Source organism: Phaeacidiphilus oryzae TH49, from assembly GCF_000744815.1.
Classification (GTDB): domain Bacteria; phylum Actinomycetota; class Actinomycetes; order Streptomycetales; family Streptomycetaceae; genus Phaeacidiphilus; species Phaeacidiphilus oryzae.
This window is the reverse complement of sequence record NZ_JQMQ01000005.1, coordinates 2,877,560-2,895,545: the sequence shown is the minus strand read 5'-3', so window position 1 is coordinate 2,895,545 and position 17,986 is coordinate 2,877,560. Positions and strand designations below refer to the sequence as shown.

The window sequence follows — 17,986 nt, the reverse complement described above, 5'->3', positions numbered from 1 at the left end:
GAGGGGTGTCAAGGCGGGCCCGGCCCGCGCGTCAGTGGGTCAGCGAGTAGACGCCGAAGGCGACGGCCGCGACCGCCGCGCCGATGACGAGGAGGATCACCGTGCAGACCGCGCAGAGAAGGGCGAGCTGGCAGGTGCGCACCACGAAGCGCGGGAGGAGGCCCGGCTGGGGCGGCTGGCGCCGCCCGTGCGCGGTGGGTATCGCCTGTCGGGTGGATCGTGACACGGGATCTCCGAGCTTGGGTCGTACGGGCTCCGCAGTGTGGCCCGGCGGCAGGATGCTAACCGGGGATGTTGAGAGCTGAGGAGATCACGCCGCGATTCCGCTGTGCGGATCGGGTGCCGACGCGGTGGAGCCGGCCCCCTGGCGGGAGCCGGCTCCGGGCGGGGGACAGACCCGCGCCGCTCAGCGCGGGGCGGGCTCGGCCGGGGTGTCCCAGGGGATCCGGTGGCGCTGGACCGGGCCGAGGCTGCGTTCCGGACGCATGGCGGTGGCCAGCATCAGGCGCATCAGGAAGGGCATCAGCGCGGTGGCCACCGCGCCGGGGGCCTTGGCGTGGTTGATCCGGGCGGCGGAGGCGGCGATCCGCTCCACCCGGGGGCGCCGGTGGTGCTCGTACGCGGCGAAGGCGGCCTCCGGGGTGGGCAGGTCGCGGAGGCAGCGGGCGAGTTCGACGGCGCTCTCGACGGCCAGCGAGGCGCCCTGGCCGGAACTGTTGGAGGGGGCGTGGACGGCGTCGCCGACCAGCGCCATCCGGCCGCGGTGCCAGTGCGGCACCTTCGGCATGATCTGTGCCGAGCCGTTGATCTGCAGTTTCCCCGGTTCGATGCTCCGGACCAGGTCGCCGGCGGGACTGTCCTCGCCGTAGGCCTCGCGGAGCCGGGCCAGCCACTCCTCGGCCGGGACGGCCCGCGCCTCGGCGAGGCTCATCGGCTCGGGCTGCGGGAGGTTGGCGCCCCAGTGGGTGCGGCCGTCCGGGAGCCGCCAGTAGAGGTAGTAGGCCTGCCTGCCGAAGGTGAACCGCATCGAGCAGGGCGGAGTGGGGACCTCGCGGTCCACAGTGGCCTCGAAGCTGAGGGTGCCGGTGTAGTCCGGGCCGGGCGCCTCCGGGTCGATCAGGGTGCGGACGGTGGAGTGGACGCCGTCGGCGCCGATCAGGACGTCGGCGGTCGCGGTGCTGCCGTCGGCGAAGTGGGCGACGACCCGGTCCTCCTTCTCCTCGGCGGAGACCAGCCGCTTGCCGTACTCGAAGCGGATGCCTTCGGCCGCCGCGCGGTCGTGGAGGGCCGTGTGCAGCTCGTGCCGGTACACCAGCTGCAGCGGCGGCAGGTCGGCGAGCCGGGGGAGGACCATCTCGCGGCGGCGGCCGAAGGCCAACGCGGTCTCGGTGATCGGGAGGGCGATCCCCTCCACGGTCTCCCGGGCGCCGACGACGCCGAGCGCGGCCAGGCCGTTGGGGGCGATCGCCAGGGTCCCGCCGACGCCCGCGGCGGTGGTCGGGTAGGCCTCGTGGACCGTCGCCTCGATGCCGGCGCGGCGCAGCGCCATGGCGGTCACGGGGCCGGCGATGCCGCCGCCGACGACCAGCGCGGTGCGGACGCAGGGGGGGACGGAAGGTGCGTTGGACACTGCTGCTCCCAGGGTGCGAACTCGGTTTCGGTGGGTTCGGAACCGTCCTGGGGAGGGAGCCCGGTTATTCTTGCCGTGCCACTTCGGATCCGGGATCCGCTCACCGCGGGGGTCGGTTCGGGGTAGGGGCCCTGGTCTCGGTGCTGCAACACCTGGCCGGGGCCTTCTCTCGTCTGCGGGTGGTTCAGTCCGTGCCGCCGTGCTTCGCCGGTTCTGCCGGTTCGGCCAGTTCGGCCGGGGGCTCGCCGGTCTCGTGCCAGGTCCGCCAGACGGCCAGCTGGGGGAAGGAGCCGGACTCCAGCTCCTCGATCAGTCCGCGGATCCAGTCCGACTCCGCCTGAAGGACGGCGAGTTGGTACTCGTCCTCGATCAGGAAGAGGCGGGGGACCGTGCTGCCGTACCGCTCCATCGAGGCGCGGGCCTCGGCGGTGGACCGCTCCAGGGAGGCGAGCCGCCGGCGCAGCAGCTCCGTCGCCTCGTCCGGCGGCAGGGTGGCCAGGACGGAGAGTCCGGCCTTGAAGCGGGTGTGCTCGGTCTCCGGCACGGAGACCAACTCGCGTACCCAGTCCACCAGTTCGGCGTGGCCGGCCTCGGTGATCCGGTAGACGGTCCGCTCCGGGCGGCCGCCCTCCCGGGTGGTGTCCTCGACCTCCAGGAAGCCGTGCTTGGTCAGGTTCCGCACGACCGTGTAGAGCGATCCCCACTTGATCGGCATGTCCGCGTCCTTGCCGCGGGCGCGCAGCAGGGAGGCCATCTCGTAGGGGTGCATGGGCCGTTGGACGACCGTGGCCAGCACCGCGAGGGCGAGGAGGTTTGCCACTGGGCGCCGCTTGGCCATCGCCGCTGCTCCTTCGCTCTTATTTGTTCACGAGTACTTGTCGACGAGTATGCGAGGGAGGCGGACACCTGGCAAGGGGTTTGCGCGATTTCCCGACGGCCAGTCAAGTCGGGTCGGCGGAGCGGAAGTTGGGGTCGCGGGACGGGTGTGGCCGGAGACGGCGGACGGGGTGGATGGGGCTGTTGGATATCGCTTTCGTATCAGTGGCCTGTGGAACGGTTTACGACAGAACCTGGCTGCTTTTTTGTGCGTAGGCTCCGGCGGTACCTGCACGCGCAGGTTTCCGCGCAGTCACGCGGTGAAACCGGAGTGAAGGACGGGCATGCCAAAGGGGAGTGCACATGGTCGGCGGTCCATACCGCTCAAGGCGAAGGCCTGGATCGGGGTCGGCACGGTCCTGGTAGCCGGCGGCGGGATCGCCGCCGTCGCCTACGCCGGCACCGACGGGAGCGGCGCGAACGCGGCGCTGCGCGGCCACGCCCGAGTCGCCGCCAAGCTGGCGGCCACCACGCTCGCGGATCTTCCCTCCGGCTCCTCGCTGCGTCTCGGCGGCCGGTACGCCGGGGCTCCGGCGGCGGGTCTCGGGCAGCGCTCGACCTCGCCGTTCAACCTGGTCGGGGTCTCCTGGACGGACCCGCACGCGCAGATCTCGGGCACCGTCCAGATCCGCACCAAGAGCATGTCCACCGGCGCCTGGACGGACTGGCAGTCCGTGGACGCGAGCGACACCGCGCCGGACCCGGGCGCCGCCGAGGGCCGGACCGAGCACGGCTCCACCGAGCCGCTGTGGACCGGGCCGTCCGACGGCGTCGAGGTGCGGGTGCTCTCCGACAAGCCGGGCCGGGCGCTGCCCAAGGGGCTGCGGCTCAACCTGGTCTCCTCCGGCGACCTGGGGACGGTGACCCGCACCGACTCGTCCTCCGCCGGCTCGCCCTCCGGATCGGGGATGCAGGCGGCCGGGTACGCGATGGACGCGACCGCGACCGCCACTGACTCGGCCTCCGCCACCGACTCGGCCACCGCCACGGACAGCGCGTCGGCCAGCGCGAGCGCCTCGGCGAGCGACACCGGTTCGGCGAGCGCGAGCACCAGCACCAGCGCTTCCGCCTCCGCCAGCGCCACCACCAGCCCCACCGCGACCGTCCCGCCCGCGCCCACCTCCACCGCGCCCAAGCCGCCCATCGTGGACCGGGCCGGCTGGGGCGCCGACGAGACCCTGCGCGAGCAGACGCTGCCGGACTACTCGCCGGACGGCGTCAAGGAGATGTGGGTCCACCACACCGACCAGACCAACAGCTACGTCTGCAGCACCGACCCGACCAACGCCAACGGATCGGCCGCCCTGATCCAGGCCGACTACACGTACCACGTGCAGGTCAACGGCTGGCGGGACCTGGGCTACAACTTCATGGTCGACAAGTGCGGCACCATCTTCGAGGGCCGCTGGGGAGGCCTGGACAACGGCGGCGGTGAGGCCCTGCCGGTGATCGGCGCCCACACCTACGGGTGGAACACCGACACGATGGGCGTGGCCGTCCTCGGCACCTACACCACCACCAGCGCCCCGACCGCCGTCCTCACCTCGCTCGCCGCGCTCGCCGACTGGAAGTTCGGCATGTACGGCATCGACCCCGCGCAGCTGACGTACCTGACGGCCGGCTTCACCCAGAACGCCGCGACCAACGGCTACAAGTCCACCAGCACCACGCCGCGGCACTTCGTCGCCGGCCAGGTCTACGACTTCCCGGCGATCTCCGGCCACCGCGACGGCTACGCCACCGAGTGCCCGGGCGACGACCTGTACGCGCAGCTGGCGAGCATCCGCAGCTACGCCGAGGGCCCCGCGCCCGCGCCCGCGGTCACCGGGATGACCGGGGCGAACAAGAACGGCAGCACCTGGTACACCACCGGCAAGGCGACCGTCACCTGGTCGGAGAGCTGGCCGTCCGCGCTGCTGCGGAGGTTCGACGTGCTGGTCGACGGCAAGGTGGTGGCCAGCCCGAGCGCGAGCACCCGCTCGCTGGCGCTCAGCCTGGCGGCCGGCACCCACTCGGTCACCGTCCGCGCGGTGCACGCCCGCGGCGGGACCAGCACCTCGGCGGCGGCCACCGTCGTCGCGGACACCACCAAGCCGGTCTTCACCACCGCGCCGAACGCGGCCCTGCGCACCGGCACGGTCTCCAGCACCTCGGCCCCGGTCGGCGTGAACTGGAAGGCGACGGACAACACCGCGCTGCGCACCTTCGCCGCGACCAGCCCGAGCACCGGCAACTTCGCGCTGAGCACCACCTACTGGAACGCCTGGGCCAAGGTCGGCGCCAGCACCACCTGGGCGTTCAAGGCGACCGACTGGGCGGGCAACTACGCCACCGCCTCGGTGGCCCGCAGCACCTCGATCGTCCAGGAGACCTCGACCACCCGGACCGGCACCTGGACCAAGCGGTCGAGCTCCAGCTACCTGGGCGGCTACTCGTACAGCAGCGGCAGCAAGGGCGCCTCGATCAGCTGGACCTTCACCGGCCGGTCGGTGGCCTGGGTGGTCTCCCGGGCCTCCACCTCCGGGCAGGTCTACGTCTACGTGGACGGGGTGAAGCTGTCCACGGTGGACCTGAAGTCCGCCAGCACCCTCTACCGCCAGGCGATCTGGACCAAGTCCTGGTCGAGCAGCGGCACCCACACCCTGAAGATCGTGGTCGTCGGCACCAGCGGCCGGCCCACCATCACGACGGACGGGATCGTCGTCCTGAAGTGACCTGCGGAAACGACAGGGCCCCGTCGCCGGCAGGTTCGGCGGCGGGGCCCTGTCGTTTCCGGGTCAGGGGCGGGGCTCGGACAGCGGGGCGGACGCGGTCGTCTCTGCGTTCTCGGCGGTCTCTGCGTTCTCGGCAGACGCGACGCGGCTGTGCCGGCGGCCGTAGAAGTAGTAGAGGACCAGTCCGGCGGCCATCCAGGCGAGGAACCGGACCCAGGTGACCAGGGGCAGGCTCAGCGCCAGGATCACGCAGAGCACGATGGCCAGCACCGGGACGAACGGCACCCACGGGGTGGTGAAGGCCCGCGGCTGGTCGGGCTGGGTGCGCCGGAGCCGCATGACGCCGAGGCAGACGATCACGAACGAGATCAGCATGCCGATGTTGCCGAGCTCGGCGAGGTCGTTGATCGGCAGCAGGGCGGTCATCAGCGCGACCGCGATGCCGAGCGGCCAGACCACCCGGCGCGGGCTGCGGGTGACCGGGTGGACGTGCGAGAACCACTCCGGGATCAGCCGGTCGCGGCTCATCGCCAGGAAGACCCGGGACTGCCCGAGCATCATGATCATCACCACGGTGGTGAGACCGCAGATCGCGCCGAGTCCGATGACCCGGCTCGCCCAGTGGGCGCCGACCGCCTCCAGCGCACCGGTGATCGGCGCCGCGTTGTCGAGCCTGGTGTAGTGCTCCATGCCGGTGACCACGACGGCGACCGCCATGTAGAGGAGGGCGCAGACCGCGACGGTGGCGCTGAGCGCCCGGGGCATGGTGCGGCGCGGGTCGCGGGCCTCCTCCGCGCTGGAGGCCATGATGTCGAAGCCGGAGTAGGCGCCGAAGACGATGGCCCCGCCGGTGAGGACGCCCGCCGCCCCGAAGCTGGCGTTGAGCCCCAGGCCCAGCTTGCTCAGCAGCGGCTCCTGCCAGAGGCTGCCGCCCGCGGCGGCGGCCTTGCCCGCCGGGACGAAGGGCGACCAGTTGGCGCTGTGGAGGTGCTGCACGCCGATCACCAGGAAGAGGGCCACCGCGGCCAGCTTCACGAAGGTCATCACCAGGTTGGCCCGGGCGGTGGTGCGGATCCCCGCGGCCAGCACGGCGGTGAGCACCAGGACCACCAGCACCGCGGGGACGTTGAGGGTGGCCGTGGGGCCGGCGATCGCCGAGGGCAGGTGGACGCCGAAGGAGCCCAGGAAGTCAGTGACGTACTGGGACCAGCCGGTGGCCACCGCTCCGGCGCCCATCGTCATGTCCAGGATCAGGTCCCAGCCGATGATCCAGGCCACCAGCTCCCCGAGCGACACATACGCGTAGGTGTACGCGCTGCCGGCCACCGGGACGGTGCTGGCGAACTCGGTGTAGCAGAGCGCGACCAGGAAGGTGGCCACCGCGCCCAGCAGATAGGAGAGGACGATGCTGGGCCCGGCGTAGCGGGCCGCGGCGGTGCCGGTGAGCACGAAGATGCCGGCTCCCACGGTCACGCCGATGCCCATCAGCGTCATCTGCAACGGCCCCAGGGCCCGGGTGAGCCGGGTGCTCGCGGCATCGGCGTCGGCGATGGTCGCCGCGATCGACTTTCTTCGCGTCATGGTGGTCCTCGACGGTGGGGGGTGCACGGGTTGTCCGATGACATGGCGAATGTTGCGGCAAGTTAGCAGTTCGCTCCCGGCTAAAGGAAGGGATTCCGGAATAGTCGTCGGATGACTTGGCCGAGGAGGGGGTGGAAAGGCGGGAGGAGGAGGGGCGCCGGGGGAAAGCGCGGTCTTCGCCGATCGGCGGGCGCGGGGACCGGGCTCGGCTAGCATGCCGTCCGGTGCCGGGGAGGTGTGAGGGTTGTCGTACTACCAGCCGGGGGGCCGCGGGCCCGACCCGCGTGGCCTGGGTGACCTGGGTGATCCGCGCGGTACGGAGTCCGGCCGGCAGGCCTTCGCGGAGACGGGCGACTCGGCCCACCGGCACCGCAGGCGGACCTTCGTGGTCGGGGCGGTGGCCGCGGCCATGGTGCTGGCCGGGACCGGGGTCGCGATAGCCCAGCTGGTGGACGGGCCCGGGTCCGGGTCGGGGAGCCGGGTGACCGCCCAGGAGCGGACCACCGCCGCGGGCTCGGCGGACGCCGGCGCGGGGGCGGGGTCCGCGGCTGCGGCCGGGGCCGGCTCCGCCGCGGAGAAGGGGGGCTCGCCGGGCGCCTCCTCCGGGGGCGGCACGGGAGCGGCGGGCTCGCCGCCCGCCTCGGCGACGGCCGGTGCCGGCTCGGCGGGGAGTGGTACGGGCAGCCAGGGCGGCGCCGGGGGCACAGGCGGCGCGGGAGGCTCGGCGCCCAGCCCGGGGGCCACCCCCACCCGCGTCGCGGGGCCGGAGGCGCTCAGCGCCGAGGACGTGCTGTACGCCTCGACGATCCAGGTGGGCGGGCGGACGTACACCCGGGAGCTGGCCGCCGAGAAGAGTCCCTGCTGGCTCGCCACCACCGGGCTGCTGGGGGACATCCTGGCGCCCGACGGCTGCACCCAACTGCTGCGCGCCACCTGGGTCTCCGGCGACCGGGCGGTCACCGTCGGGGTGGGGGTGCTGCCGGACGCGGCGGCCGCGCAGGCGGCCGACGCGGTGTACGCCGGGCACGTCGAGCCGCTGCACGGCGGCAGCGTGCCGGGCTTCTGCCCGGACCAGGTCCCCTGCGCGCTGCGGCACGGCGCCTACGGGCGGTTCACCTACTACGTCATCGCGGGTCCGGTCGGCTCGGCCGCCGGGGCCGGGGATCCGGCGTCGGTGGCGGCGGCCGAGCAGTTGGGCGCGTTCGCGGTGGAGGCGCTCAAGCGCCAGTAGCGCCGCGGCCTTCGGGGCCGGTACGGCGGTACTCGGCGGAACCGGTCCTGGTCACCAGGCCGAGGTCGGCGAGGAGGCGCCGGAGCCGGGCGGTGTCCGGATCGGCCTGCGCGAGGAGCTCGTTGACCTCCGCCTCGGTGAGGCACCGGTCGTCCGGCAGCAGTTCGGCGGCCGCGGCGGCGACGGCCCGCAGGTCGGCCGGGTTCCGGGGATAGGTGGTCAGCCGGCCGTGGGTGAGGTACCGGCGGAGCGGCGAGCCCGGCGGGACGATCCGGCCGAGGGCCGTCAACTCGCCCAGCTCCGAGGAGAGTTCGGAGAGGGAGTCGAACCGGGCGCGGAAACCGCCGTCCTGGCGGACGACCGGTCCGGCCTCGATCAGGCGGCCGAGCTCCTTGGAGAGCGTCCTGGCGTCCAGCCCGGTGCTGCGCTCGGCGAGGTCGGCGAGGCGCGCCGGCGATCCGTCCGCCCCCGCTTCGGCCACCGCGTTCAGCAGTGCCAGCCGACGCGGATGGGCGAGCGCCAGCAGTACCTCGGCCGCCCGCGCGAGGACGGCGGAAGGACCGGCGTTCGGACCGGCGGACGGACCGTCGGAACGACGGCCGGCAGCGCCGACGGCAGCGCCGACGGCAGCGCCGACGGCAGCGGAGTCGGTGATCGGCATGCCGCGACCCTAGCCAGCCCCCACCCGCCCGGGCATCCCGATTTCCGGGGCGCCCGGGACAGCTGGGACGGGCCGAGCGCCTCCGCCGGGCCGGCAGGGGCAGGGCGGACGGGCGGTGACCTCGTCGGGGGGATGTGGCACCCTCGACGAGGTGGTGGCCACTGCGCACCCGTTCCGGGGCGCAAGTCGAGTCATCCCGTCTGTTCCGAGGAGCGCGCATGTCTCGCGACGAGATCGTCCGCACCATGTTCAAGTCGAAGATCCACCGGGCCACGGTGACCGAGGCGAACCTCCACTACGTCGGGTCGGTCACGGTCGACGCCGAGCTGATGGAGGCCGCCGACCTGCTGCCCGGCGAGCTGGTGCACATCGTGGACATCAGCAACGGTGCCCGGCTGGAGACGTACGTCATCGAGGGGGAGCGGGGCTCCGGGGTGATCGGGATCAACGGGGCCGCCGCGCATCTGGTGCACCCCGGCGACCTGGTCATCCTGATCAGCTACGCCCAGGTGCCGGACTCGCTGGCCCGGCGGCTGCGGCCGCGGGTGGTGCATGTGGACGCGGACAACCGGATCCTCGCCCTCGGCGAGGACCCCTCCGAGCCGGTGCCCGGCGGCGGGACCGAGCGCAGCCCGCTGGCCGTCGCCGCCGGGGAGCGGTGAGCCCGTCCGTCACTGCTGCCTGAGCGGCGGCATCGGCAGGGGGACGGAGTACGTGGAGGAGCCCACGCCCACGCCGCCCTGGCAGGAGTTGGGCGGGTCGGTGGTGATGCCCCGGGTGGAGGGCTTCTCCGCGGCCCAGAACATGTAGCCGAGGAGGCCCGGGGTGGTCCCCGCGCCGTTCGGGGCGGCGCTCTCCACCCAGGAGCCGGTGGAGTCCTCCAGCGAGGAGGCGAAGTCGGTGCACTCCGGCAGCGGCTGGTTGTTGCCGTCGTCTATGTAGACCGAGCCGGTGAACTTGGCCGGGGCCAGCGGCGGGATCGCGGGGCTGTAGTTGGGCTTGCCGTCGATGTGCTCCTGCCAGTTGGACTCGGCGGTGGAGGTCGAGGGCTGCTTGCTGGGGACCATCGCGTTGGCGTAGTCGAGCACCGGGTTCCCGGGGGTGAGCCAGTTCGCGGTGGCGTACTGGTCGATGCCGATCAGCCAGCGGTCGCCGGCCGCGAGGTCGATGGTGAGGCGGGCGGCCGGGTCGGCGCCGGTCGCGTCGTAGGGGTGGGCGGCGCGGTAGGCGGAGACGAAGCTCTGCAGTCCGGTGAGGTTCGGGCTGGAGGAGTTCTCGTAGTCGATCTCGATGCCGGTGCCGAGCTTGGTCGCCAGGGCGGCGGCCTTCTGGCCCAGGAGGGCGGGGTTCTGGGCGAGGGCGCTGTCCCAGTCGGAGGTGTAGGTGATGCCGCCGACGGAGAGCATCACCCGGATCTGATGGCTGGTGAAGTAGTCGACGACGGCGCTGGTCATGCCGTTGGGGACGCCGTCGGTGTCGGTGGCGTCGGTGGTGCCGTCCAGCAGCTTCAGCGGGTCGACGAAGCTGAGCACCACCAGGTTGACCGAGGGGGTGCCGTCCCCGCGGTCGATCAGCCAGTGGTTGGCGGTGTCGAAGTCGGTCATGTCCCGGACCGACCCCCAGGTGCAGGCGTCGTTGCCGCACAGCCAGGCTCCGTAGACCTGGAGGGGGGTCGCGGTGGCGGCCCGCGCCGGAGTGGCGGCGGGCGCGAGGGCGCCGGCGGCGGCGGTGAGCGCCGCCGCGGCGGCGAGGGACAGGAGACGGGTGCGGTACCGGGCAGCGCGCATGGCGGCCTCCTGGCTCGGCCGGGGCGAGGGACGAGGGCGAGGGCGAGGGGCGAGCGACTGGTCTGTACCAAACTGAGGCTGTGTCAGTTTCCTGTCAAGGGTGCCAACTCAAGGGGCGGGCGGGGCGGCCGGAGAGCGTCACGCCGTCCCGGCCCCCGGCCCTCGGCCGCCCCCGCCGCTCCCGCCGCCCCGGCGATCACCCCTCGGCAGGCTCCGGGTCGAGCAGCCCCAGCCGCTGGGTGGCGCGGGTGAGGGCTACATAGCGGTCGCTCGGCGCCAGCTCCTCAGGCGCGGCGACCAGCACGGTGTCGAACTCGAGGCCCTTCGCCTGGCGTGCGCCCAGCAGCACGATCGGCCTGGTCAGGTCGGGCGCCCGGCCGTGCGAGGCCTCCGGCAGCGCGGCCGCGAGCGCGACCAGCCGGTGCTCGGGGGCGATCACCGCGTGGCGGTGGTCCGGGCTCGCGGCCGCGCGCGCCGCCTCGGCGACCGCGCACGGCAGCCAGCTCTCCGGCACCGACCTCCGCCAGGGCGGCACGCCGGTCGAGCGGATCGAGCGCGGCGGCTCGAAGTCCGGGTCGAGGGCCCGCGGGATCTCCGCCGCCAGGTCCATGATCTCCTGCGGCGTACGGTAGTTGACGCCCAGCCGGACCAGCTTCCAGCGGTCGCCGAGGTACGGCGAGAGGATCGCCTCCCAGCTCCCGGTGCCGCCCGGCTCGGAGGTCTGCGCGGGGTCGCCGACCAGGGTCATCGACCGGGTCGGGCAGCGGCGCATCAGCAGCCGCCACATCATCGGCGACAGCTCCTGCGCCTCGTCCACGATGATGTGGCCGAAGGCCCAGCCGCGGTCGGCGGCGGCCCGCTCGGCGGCCGTGCGGTGGTCGGCCTCCTCGCTGCGCTCGGCCAGCCGCTCGGCGTCGATCAGGTCGTGCGCGGACAGCAGCTCCGACTCCTCGTCGTCCCGGTCCTCGAACTCGTAGGTACGGGAGCCGTAGCTGAGTTCCAGCACGCCCTGGGCGTAGGCGATCTGCCGCTGCCGCTCGGCCTCGGCGGCGGCCTGCTCGGCGGAGTCGTCCCGGCCGAGCAGCTCGGCGGCCTCGTCCAGCAGGGGGACGTCGGCGGGGGTCCAGGGTTCGTCCGGGCCGCCGGGGCGGAGGAGATCCGCCGGGTCGCGGCGGATCGCCTCGGCGTCCGCCCCGGTCAGCGGCGCGGGCAGCGGGCCCGGCTCCTCCAGGAAACGGGCGACCAGCTGCTCCGGGGTGAGCTGCGGCCACAGCTCCTCGATCGCCGCGTGCACCTCGCGGCTGGTGGCGACGGCCTTGCCGAGCTGGGCGGCGTCGTCCGGGCCGAGGAGGTTGGGGCCGCCGAGAGGGTCGGCGCCGATCCGGTCCACGAGCTGGTCGGTGAGGGCGTCGATGATCCGGAAGGCGAAGTGCGGGCGGGCCAGGTTGTGCGGGAGGCCGGTGGCGCGGGCGTCGTCCCGGGCCGCGCGCACGGTGTGGGCGTCCAGCACCAGTTCGCCGTCCTCGTGGGCGATCACCGTCTCGGGGTCGGGGAGCCGCTGGAGGTCGCGGACGTACGCGGCCAGCGCCTCGGCCATCGCGGGATGGCCCTTGACCGCGGCGGCCCGCTCGGTGTCCGAGCCGGTGGCCCTGACCCCGGGGAAGAGCTCGCCGGGGGAGGCCAGCAGCACCCCGGTCTCGCCCAGCGAGGGCAGCACCTCGGAGATGTACTCCAGAAAGGCCGGGTTGGGGCCGACGATCAGTACCGCCCGGCGGGCCAGCCGCTCGCGGTGGGCGTAGAGGAGGTAGGCGGCGCGGTGGAGGGCGACCACGGTCTTGCCGGTGCCCGGGCCGCCCTCGACGACCAGGGCGCCGTGTTCGGGGGCGCGGATGATCCGGTCCTGCTCGGCCTGGATGGTCTCCACGATGTCGTGCATCCGGCCGGTGCGGGCCGAGTCCAGGGCGGAGAGGAGGACGGCGTCGGCGTCGGCGCCCTCGTGGCCGGTGCGGCGGGTGTCGGTCAGGTCGAGGATCTCGTCGTGGAGGCCGGTGACCTTTCGGCCCTCGGTGGCGATGTGCCGGCGGCGGCGCAGTCCCATCGGGGTGTGGGCGGTGGCGAGATAGAAGGGGCGGGCGATCTCCGCGCGCCAGTCGATGACCAGCGGGGTGCGTTCCTCGTCGTCTGCGCGGATTCCGATCCGGCCGATCCGGCGGTCCTCGCCGGAGTGCCGGCCGGCGTTCCCGTCGGTGTCATCGGCGTCATCGGCGTCATCGGCGCCGAACCAGAGCCGGCCGAAGACCAGGCCGTTCTCCCCGGACTCGAGGGCGGTCAGCAGGCCGGACCGCTCCGCGACCAGGATGTCCCGCTCCAGCCGGGCCTGCATGGTGCCGCCGGGTTCGCCCGGCAGCGCCGACCTCAGACTGCCCTCGGCCTCCGCGCGCAGGTCGTCGAGCCGGTCGTGGAGCAGGTCGAGGAATTCCTGCTCCGACCGCATTTCCCGCGAATCCCTGCCTGACTCGGTGTTTGACAATTCTGCCCCGCTCCGGTATCGTGTTTCTTGGGAGTTGAGACTCTTTTGGTCTCCTCCGGCATACGAAGCCTCGAATATACGCCTTATCGGCGCGCAGATGAAATGCCCCGGAACGGTTCTCCGTCCCGGGGCATTCGCTTTCCCCGCCGCTCGACCCCTCAGGCCTCCCGCAGGGCCTTCGCCAGCGGGGTGTCGCCCTCGATCCGGAGAGTGCCCTCGGCGATCGCCGCCGCCGGGGTGAGCCGGCGCTCGGCGAGCGCCCGGCAGGTGGCCAGGTCGAGATGGAGCCGGGCGTCCGGTCGCTCAGCCGGGGCGTCCGCGTAGCCGGGGTCGGCCGGATCCAGGCGGAGGAGGCAGACCACCTCGTCCAGTACCAGGTCGGCGGTGCCGGCCAGGCCGGCCGCGGCCACCGGCGGCAGCAGCAGGTCCAGCATGGGCAGGGCGAACCAGTGGGCGCGGACCGCGTCCGTCGGATGCGGCTCGGTCAGCAGCGGGGCGCCCCAGCCGGAGAGCGCGGTCAGTACGGGCAGCAACCGCCGCCCCCGGTCGGTGAGTTCGTAGACCGAGGCGGTGGCCGGCCTGGTCACCCGCTCGCGGGTGACCAGGCCGTCCGAGACCAGTTCGCGCAGCCGGGAGGCTAGGACGTCGGTGCTCACCCCGGGCAGGTCCGCGTGGAGGTCCGTGTACCGGCGCGGGCCCGCCAGCAGCTCGCGGACGATCAGCAGGGTCCAGCGCTCGCCGAGGACGTCGAGGGCGCGGGACAGGGCGCAGTACTGGTCGTAGCTCCGTCGTGGCATGGGCAACAGTCTATGCAAAGAGTTGGACTTTCCAAGCTTCGGCTTGGTAGAACCAAGCATGGAGTTCAAGCAGTCGAGCAAGCTGACCGAGGTCTGCTACGAGATCCGCGGTCCGGTCATCGAGCACGCCAACGCGCTTGAGGAGGCCGGGCATTCGGTACTCCGGCTGAACACGGGCAATCCGGCCGCCTTCGGCTTCGAGGCGCCGCCGGAGATCCTGCAGGACATCATCCGGACCCTGCCCGCCGCCCACGGGTACAGCGATTCGCGCGGGATCCTCAGCGCGCGCCGGGCGGTGGCCGGGCACTACCAGGAGCGCGGGGTCGAGGGCGTCGGGGTGGACGACGTCTACCTGGGCAACGGCTGCTCGGAGCTGATCTCCATGGCGGTCACCGCGCTGGTCGACGACGGGGACGAAGTCCTCGTCCCCGCACCGGACTTCCCGCTCTGGACGGCCGCGGTGACGCTGGCCGGCGGCAAGGCCGTGCACTACGTCTGCGACGAGCAGGCGGACTGGCAGCCGGACCTGGCCGACATCGAGTCGAAGATCACCGACCGCACCCGGGCGCTGGTCATCATCAACCCCAACAACCCCACCGGGGCGGTCTACCAGAAGCCGCTGCTGGAGGGGATGCTCGACCTCGCCCGCCGGCACCAGCTGATGGTCCTGGCCGACGAGATCTACGACCAGATCCTCTACGACGAGGCCGTCCACCACCACGCCGCCGCGCTGGCCCCGGACCTGGTGGTGCTCACCTTCTCCGGCCTCTCCAAGGCCTACCGGGTGGCCGGCTTCCGCAGCGGCTGGCTGGTCGTCACCGGGCCGCGGCAGCACGCCGCCGACTACCTGGAGGGCCTCAACATGCTCGCCGGGATGCGGCTCTGCGCCAACGTCCCCGGCCAGCACGCGATCCAGGCCGCGCTGAGCGGCCATCAGTCGATCAACGACCTGGTCCTGCCCGGCGGGCGGCTGCGCGAGCAGCGCGACCGCGCCTGGGAGTGCCTGAACTCCATCCCCGGGGTCAGCTGCGTCAAGCCGAAGGGTGCCCTCTACGCCTTCCCGCGGCTCGACCCCTCCGTCCACCGGATCGTCGACGACGAGCGCTTCGTCCTGGACCTGCTGCTCCGGGAGAAGATCCACATCGTCCAGGGCACCGGCTTCAACTGGCCCAGCCCGGACCACTTCCGCATCCTCACCCTGCCGCGGGCAGACGACCTGGAGGCGGCGATCAGCCGGATCGGCCGCTTCCTGGAGGGATACCGCCAATGACCGACGCGAATCTCCGGATCTCCACCGACCCCGAACTGCTGGACGTGGACCGCGTCCACCGCTGGCTCTCCGAGGAGTCCTACTGGGCGCTCGGCCGTACCCGGGAGACGTTCGAGACGGCCATCCGCAACTCCCTCAACTTCGGTGCCTACGACGCCGTTTCGGCGGACCAGCTCGGCTACGCCCGGGTGGTCACCGACCGGGCGACCTTCGGCTGGCTCGCCGACGTCTTCGTGGCGAAGCAGGCGCGCGGCCGGGGCGTCGGCAAGGCCCTGGTCCGGGCCGTACGGGAGGAGCTCGCGCCGTTCGGCCTGAAGCGGGTCATGCTCGCCACCTCGGACGCCCACTCGCTCTACGCGGACATCGGCGGCTTCGGTCCGCTGGACCAGCCCGAGCGCTATATGGAGCTGAGGTCCTGAGCCGCAGTCGCAGTCGCAGCCGCAGCCGCCTCGCCGACGGATTCGCTTGCGCTATGGCCGTTCGGCGGCGGAATCGGTAGCTTGTGCGCCATGGTGGAACGGAATCACGCGGCACCGCCCAGCGAGCGGACCCGGCTGCGCCGGCTGCGGGAGCAGGGGAGCCACGCCCCCGAGGACGTCGACGCGGTGCTCGGCGCCGGCTTCCTCTGCCATCTCGGGGTGGTGGTGGACGGCACGCCGATGGTGGTGCCGACGGTGTACGGGTACGACCGCGAGCGGCGGGTCCTCTACCTCCACGGGTCGGTGGCCTCGCGGTCGCTGCGCGACGGGGGCGCCGGCGAGGTCTGCGTGACCGTGACGCATGTGGACGGCCTCGTGCTGTCGCGCTCGGTCTTCGAGCACGGGGTCAACTACCGCTCGGCGATGGTGTACGGGCGCCCGCGGGCGGTGGAGGACGAGGAGGAGCTGCTCGCCGGGCTGCGCTGCCTGACCGAGCAGTCCGCTCCCGGCCAGTGGGGCTACGCCCGGCTGCCGAACCGGAGGGAGCTGGCAGCGACGGCGCTGCTGGCGCTGGACGTGGCCGAGGCCTCGGTGAAGTCGCGCTCCGGGCCGCCGGAGGACGGGGACGGGCCGGACGGCGAACTTCCGGTCTGGGCGGGGGTGTTGCCGCTGCGGAGCACCTGGGGTGAGCCTCGGCCGGATCCGGCGCTGCGCGCCTCCGCGGCGGCCCCGGTCTGGATCGCCGGCCGCGCCGGCACCGACGCGACTGCGCCGTAGGCGCCTCTCAAGGGGGTGCGGGGAGCTTTTGCGGTCGGCGCCGCGCTTCTGCCGCGGCCGGCGACGGCCACCGGGTTGCCACGCGAGCGCCGCTGGCCGGTTGCGGCGCCGTAGTCGGCCGGGCGCGCAGTTCCCCGCGCCCCTGAGGCGCGCCTGACGGCACTGCCTTCGGGCCGTAGTTCCCGGCCCGCGCCCCTGAGGCGCGCCTGGTGGCGCTGCCTCCGGGGCGTGGGGGCGGGTGTCAGGCGTCGATCCTTGGTGGGGTCGCTGTGTCCAGCGATTTGGGCTCGCGGGACTTTGCGCGGTGGGAGACGATCAGCGACGCGGCCAGGGTGATGGCCAGGGCCAGCAGGGAGAGAAGCATCTGCGGGCGGCCGGTCGAGTCGGTCAGCATGTAGCCGACGATGAAGAGGATGAAGGCGATGGTGATCCAGGTCAGCCACGGGTAGAGCCACATCCGGACCGGCAGGTCGCCGTTCCGCTCGCGCTCCATCACCTTGCGCATCCGCAGCTGTGTCACGCAGATCGCCAGCCAGACGAAGAGCGCCACCGCGCCCGAGGAGTTCAGCAGGAACTGGAAGACGGTGTCCGGCGAGGTGTAGTTGAAGATGACGGCGACGAAGCCGACCACCACCGAGGCGAGCACCGCGACCCACGGCACGCCCGACTTCCCGGTCCTGGCGAAGGACTTGGGCGCGTCCCCGCGCAGCGAGAGCGAGAACGCCATCCGGGAGGCCGTGTACAGGCCGGAGTTGAAGCAGGACAGCACGGCGGTCAGCACGATCACGTTCATCACCTGGCCGGCCCCGGGGATCCCCAGGTGGTTCAGGACGGCCACGTACGGGCTGGCCTTGACGGCCGAGGAGTCCCACGGCAGCAGGGCGACCACGATCAGGATGGAGCCCAGGTAGAAGAGGGCGACCCGCCAGATCACGCTGTTGGTGGCCTTGGTGACGGCCTTCTCCGGGTTCTTGGACTCGCCCGCCGCCAGCGTCACGATCTCGCTGCCCATGAAGGAGAAGGCGACCAGCAGCATGCCGGAGAGGATCGCCCCCGAGCCGTGCGGCAGGAACCCTCCGTGCCCGGTGAGGTTGGCCATCCCGACCGCGTGCGATCCGGCGTCCGAGCCCGGCAGCACGCCGAACGCGGCCAGTACGCCGATCACCAGGAAGACCGCGATCGCGGCCACCTTGATCCCGGCGAACCAGAACTCGAACTCGCCGTAGGAGCCCACCGACACCAGGTTGCTGCCGGTCAGCAGCAGCATCACGGCCAGCGTCCAGCCCCACTGCGGCACCCCCGGCACCCAGCCGTGGAGGATCGCGCCGCCCGCGGTGGACTCCACGGCGAGGACGACGACCCAGAAGAACCAGTAGAGCCAGCCGATCGAGAAGCCCGCCCAGCGGCCGAGGCCGCGGTCGGCGTAGGCCGAGAAGGAGCCGGACTGCGGGTCCGCCGCGGCCATCTCGCCGAGCATCCGCATCACCAGCACGATCATCAGGCCGGTGAGAGCGTAGGAGATCAGGATTCCGGGTCCGGCCGCATTGATCCCGGCGCCGGAGCCCACGAAGAGGCCAGCACCGATCACGCCGCCGATCGAGATCATCGATAGATGGCGGCTCTTCAGCCCGCTCCTGAGGCCGTCGCCGGCGGCTGTGGTGCCGTCCGCGGACCCGGCGGTGACGGGGGAGTGCATGTCGATTCCCTTCGTCC

Annotated in this window: 15 protein-coding genes; 6 read left to right on the top strand and 9 right to left on the bottom strand. The window is 72.8% G+C overall.

Going from position 1 to position 17,986, the window contains the following annotated elements:
• Window positions 1-31 precede the first annotated feature (31 nt).
• The 3 genes from BS73_RS16605 to BS73_RS16595 form a co-directional block, all read right to left on the bottom strand.
• Window positions 32-226: a hypothetical protein gene (locus tag BS73_RS16605; protein ID WP_037573275.1), complete on the bottom strand. Its 195-nt coding sequence runs from the start codon at window positions 224-226 to the stop codon at window positions 32-34.
• 180 nt (window positions 227-406) lie between these two features.
• A complete protein-coding gene (locus BS73_RS16600; protein ID WP_037573272.1) occupies window positions 407-1,630 on the bottom strand; it encodes an FAD-dependent oxidoreductase in 1,224 nt (407 codons plus the stop codon).
• A gap of 184 nt (window positions 1,631-1,814) precedes the next feature.
• Entirely contained in the window at window positions 1,815-2,468 is a 654-nt protein-coding gene (locus BS73_RS16595; RefSeq protein WP_037573269.1) for a PadR family transcriptional regulator, read from the bottom strand.
• Between the two features lie 322 nt (window positions 2,469-2,790).
• Between BS73_RS16595 and BS73_RS16590 the strand changes: the two genes are divergently transcribed.
• Complete coding sequence (locus tag BS73_RS16590) at window positions 2,791-5,220, top strand: N-acetylmuramoyl-L-alanine amidase (RefSeq protein WP_051940015.1); 2,430 nt, start codon at window positions 2,791-2,793, stop codon at window positions 5,218-5,220.
• 63 nt (window positions 5,221-5,283) lie between these two features.
• Here BS73_RS16590 and BS73_RS16585 read toward each other — a convergent pair whose 3' ends face one another.
• On the bottom strand, window positions 5,284-6,801 hold the full coding sequence (locus BS73_RS16585) for an amino acid permease (protein WP_051940014.1): 1,518 nt from the start codon (window positions 6,799-6,801) through the stop codon (window positions 5,284-5,286).
• Window positions 6,802-7,045: 244 nt separating this feature from the next.
• Here BS73_RS16585 and BS73_RS34710 point away from each other — a divergent pair, with 244 nt between their 5' ends.
• Window positions 7,046-8,032, top strand: a complete 987-nt coding sequence (locus BS73_RS34710; protein WP_051940013.1) for a hypothetical protein — start codon at window positions 7,046-7,048, stop codon at window positions 8,030-8,032.
• Here the strand turns inward: BS73_RS34710 and BS73_RS16575 are convergent.
• The gene (locus BS73_RS16575; protein ID WP_037573266.1) at window positions 8,019-8,693 is read right to left on the bottom strand and encodes a DUF2087 domain-containing protein; all 675 of its coding nucleotides are present in this window, start codon (window positions 8,691-8,693) and stop codon (window positions 8,019-8,021) included. The genes BS73_RS34710 and BS73_RS16575 overlap by 14 nt on opposite strands.
• Window positions 8,694-8,926: 233 nt before the next feature.
• On the opposite strand from BS73_RS16575, the gene panD reads away from it, so the two are divergent.
• The gene (panD, locus tag BS73_RS16570; protein ID WP_037579892.1) at window positions 8,927-9,355 is read left to right on the top strand and encodes an aspartate 1-decarboxylase; all 429 of its coding nucleotides are present in this window, start codon (window positions 8,927-8,929) and stop codon (window positions 9,353-9,355) included.
• 9 nt (window positions 9,356-9,364) lie between these two features.
• Here panD and BS73_RS16565 read toward each other — a convergent pair whose 3' ends face one another.
• The 3 genes from BS73_RS16565 to BS73_RS16555 form a co-directional block, all read right to left on the bottom strand.
• Window positions 9,365-10,480, bottom strand: coding sequence for a glycoside hydrolase family 18 protein (locus tag BS73_RS16565; protein ID WP_051940012.1), 1,116 nt, complete (start codon window positions 10,478-10,480; stop codon window positions 9,365-9,367).
• 196 nt (window positions 10,481-10,676) lie between these two features.
• Window positions 10,677-12,974 (bottom strand): HelD family protein, encoded by a 2,298-nt coding sequence (locus BS73_RS16560; RefSeq protein WP_037573264.1) that lies wholly within the window; start codon window positions 12,972-12,974, stop codon window positions 10,677-10,679.
• Between the two features lie 194 nt (window positions 12,975-13,168).
• Window positions 13,169-13,807: a winged helix-turn-helix transcriptional regulator gene (locus BS73_RS16555; RefSeq protein WP_037573262.1), complete on the bottom strand. Its 639-nt coding sequence runs from the start codon at window positions 13,805-13,807 to the stop codon at window positions 13,169-13,171.
• A 58-nt stretch (window positions 13,808-13,865) separates the two neighbouring features.
• On the opposite strand from BS73_RS16555, the gene BS73_RS16550 reads away from it, so the two are divergent.
• The 3 genes from BS73_RS16550 (at window position 13,866) to BS73_RS16540 (ending at window position 16,273) form a co-directional block, all read left to right on the top strand.
• Window positions 13,866-15,077 carry a pyridoxal phosphate-dependent aminotransferase gene (locus BS73_RS16550; protein WP_037573259.1) on the top strand — a complete coding sequence of 404 codons (1,212 nt, stop codon included), beginning with the start codon at window positions 13,866-13,868 and terminating at the stop codon, window positions 15,075-15,077.
• Window positions 15,074-15,496: a GNAT family N-acetyltransferase gene (locus BS73_RS16545; RefSeq protein WP_037573256.1), complete on the top strand. Its 423-nt coding sequence runs from the start codon at window positions 15,074-15,076 to the stop codon at window positions 15,494-15,496. The genes BS73_RS16550 and BS73_RS16545 overlap by 4 nt, the downstream gene beginning before the upstream one ends.
• A 90-nt stretch (window positions 15,497-15,586) precedes the next feature.
• Window positions 15,587-16,273 (top strand): pyridoxamine 5'-phosphate oxidase family protein, encoded by a 687-nt coding sequence (locus BS73_RS16540; RefSeq protein ID WP_037573253.1) that lies wholly within the window; start codon window positions 15,587-15,589, stop codon window positions 16,271-16,273.
• A 241-nt stretch (window positions 16,274-16,514) separates the two neighbouring features.
• On the opposite strand, the gene BS73_RS16535 is transcribed toward BS73_RS16540, so the two are convergent.
• The gene (locus BS73_RS16535; RefSeq protein WP_037573249.1) at window positions 16,515-17,969 is read right to left on the bottom strand and encodes an amino acid permease; all 1,455 of its coding nucleotides are present in this window, start codon (window positions 17,967-17,969) and stop codon (window positions 16,515-16,517) included.
• Between the last annotated feature and the right edge of the window lie 17 nt (window positions 17,970-17,986).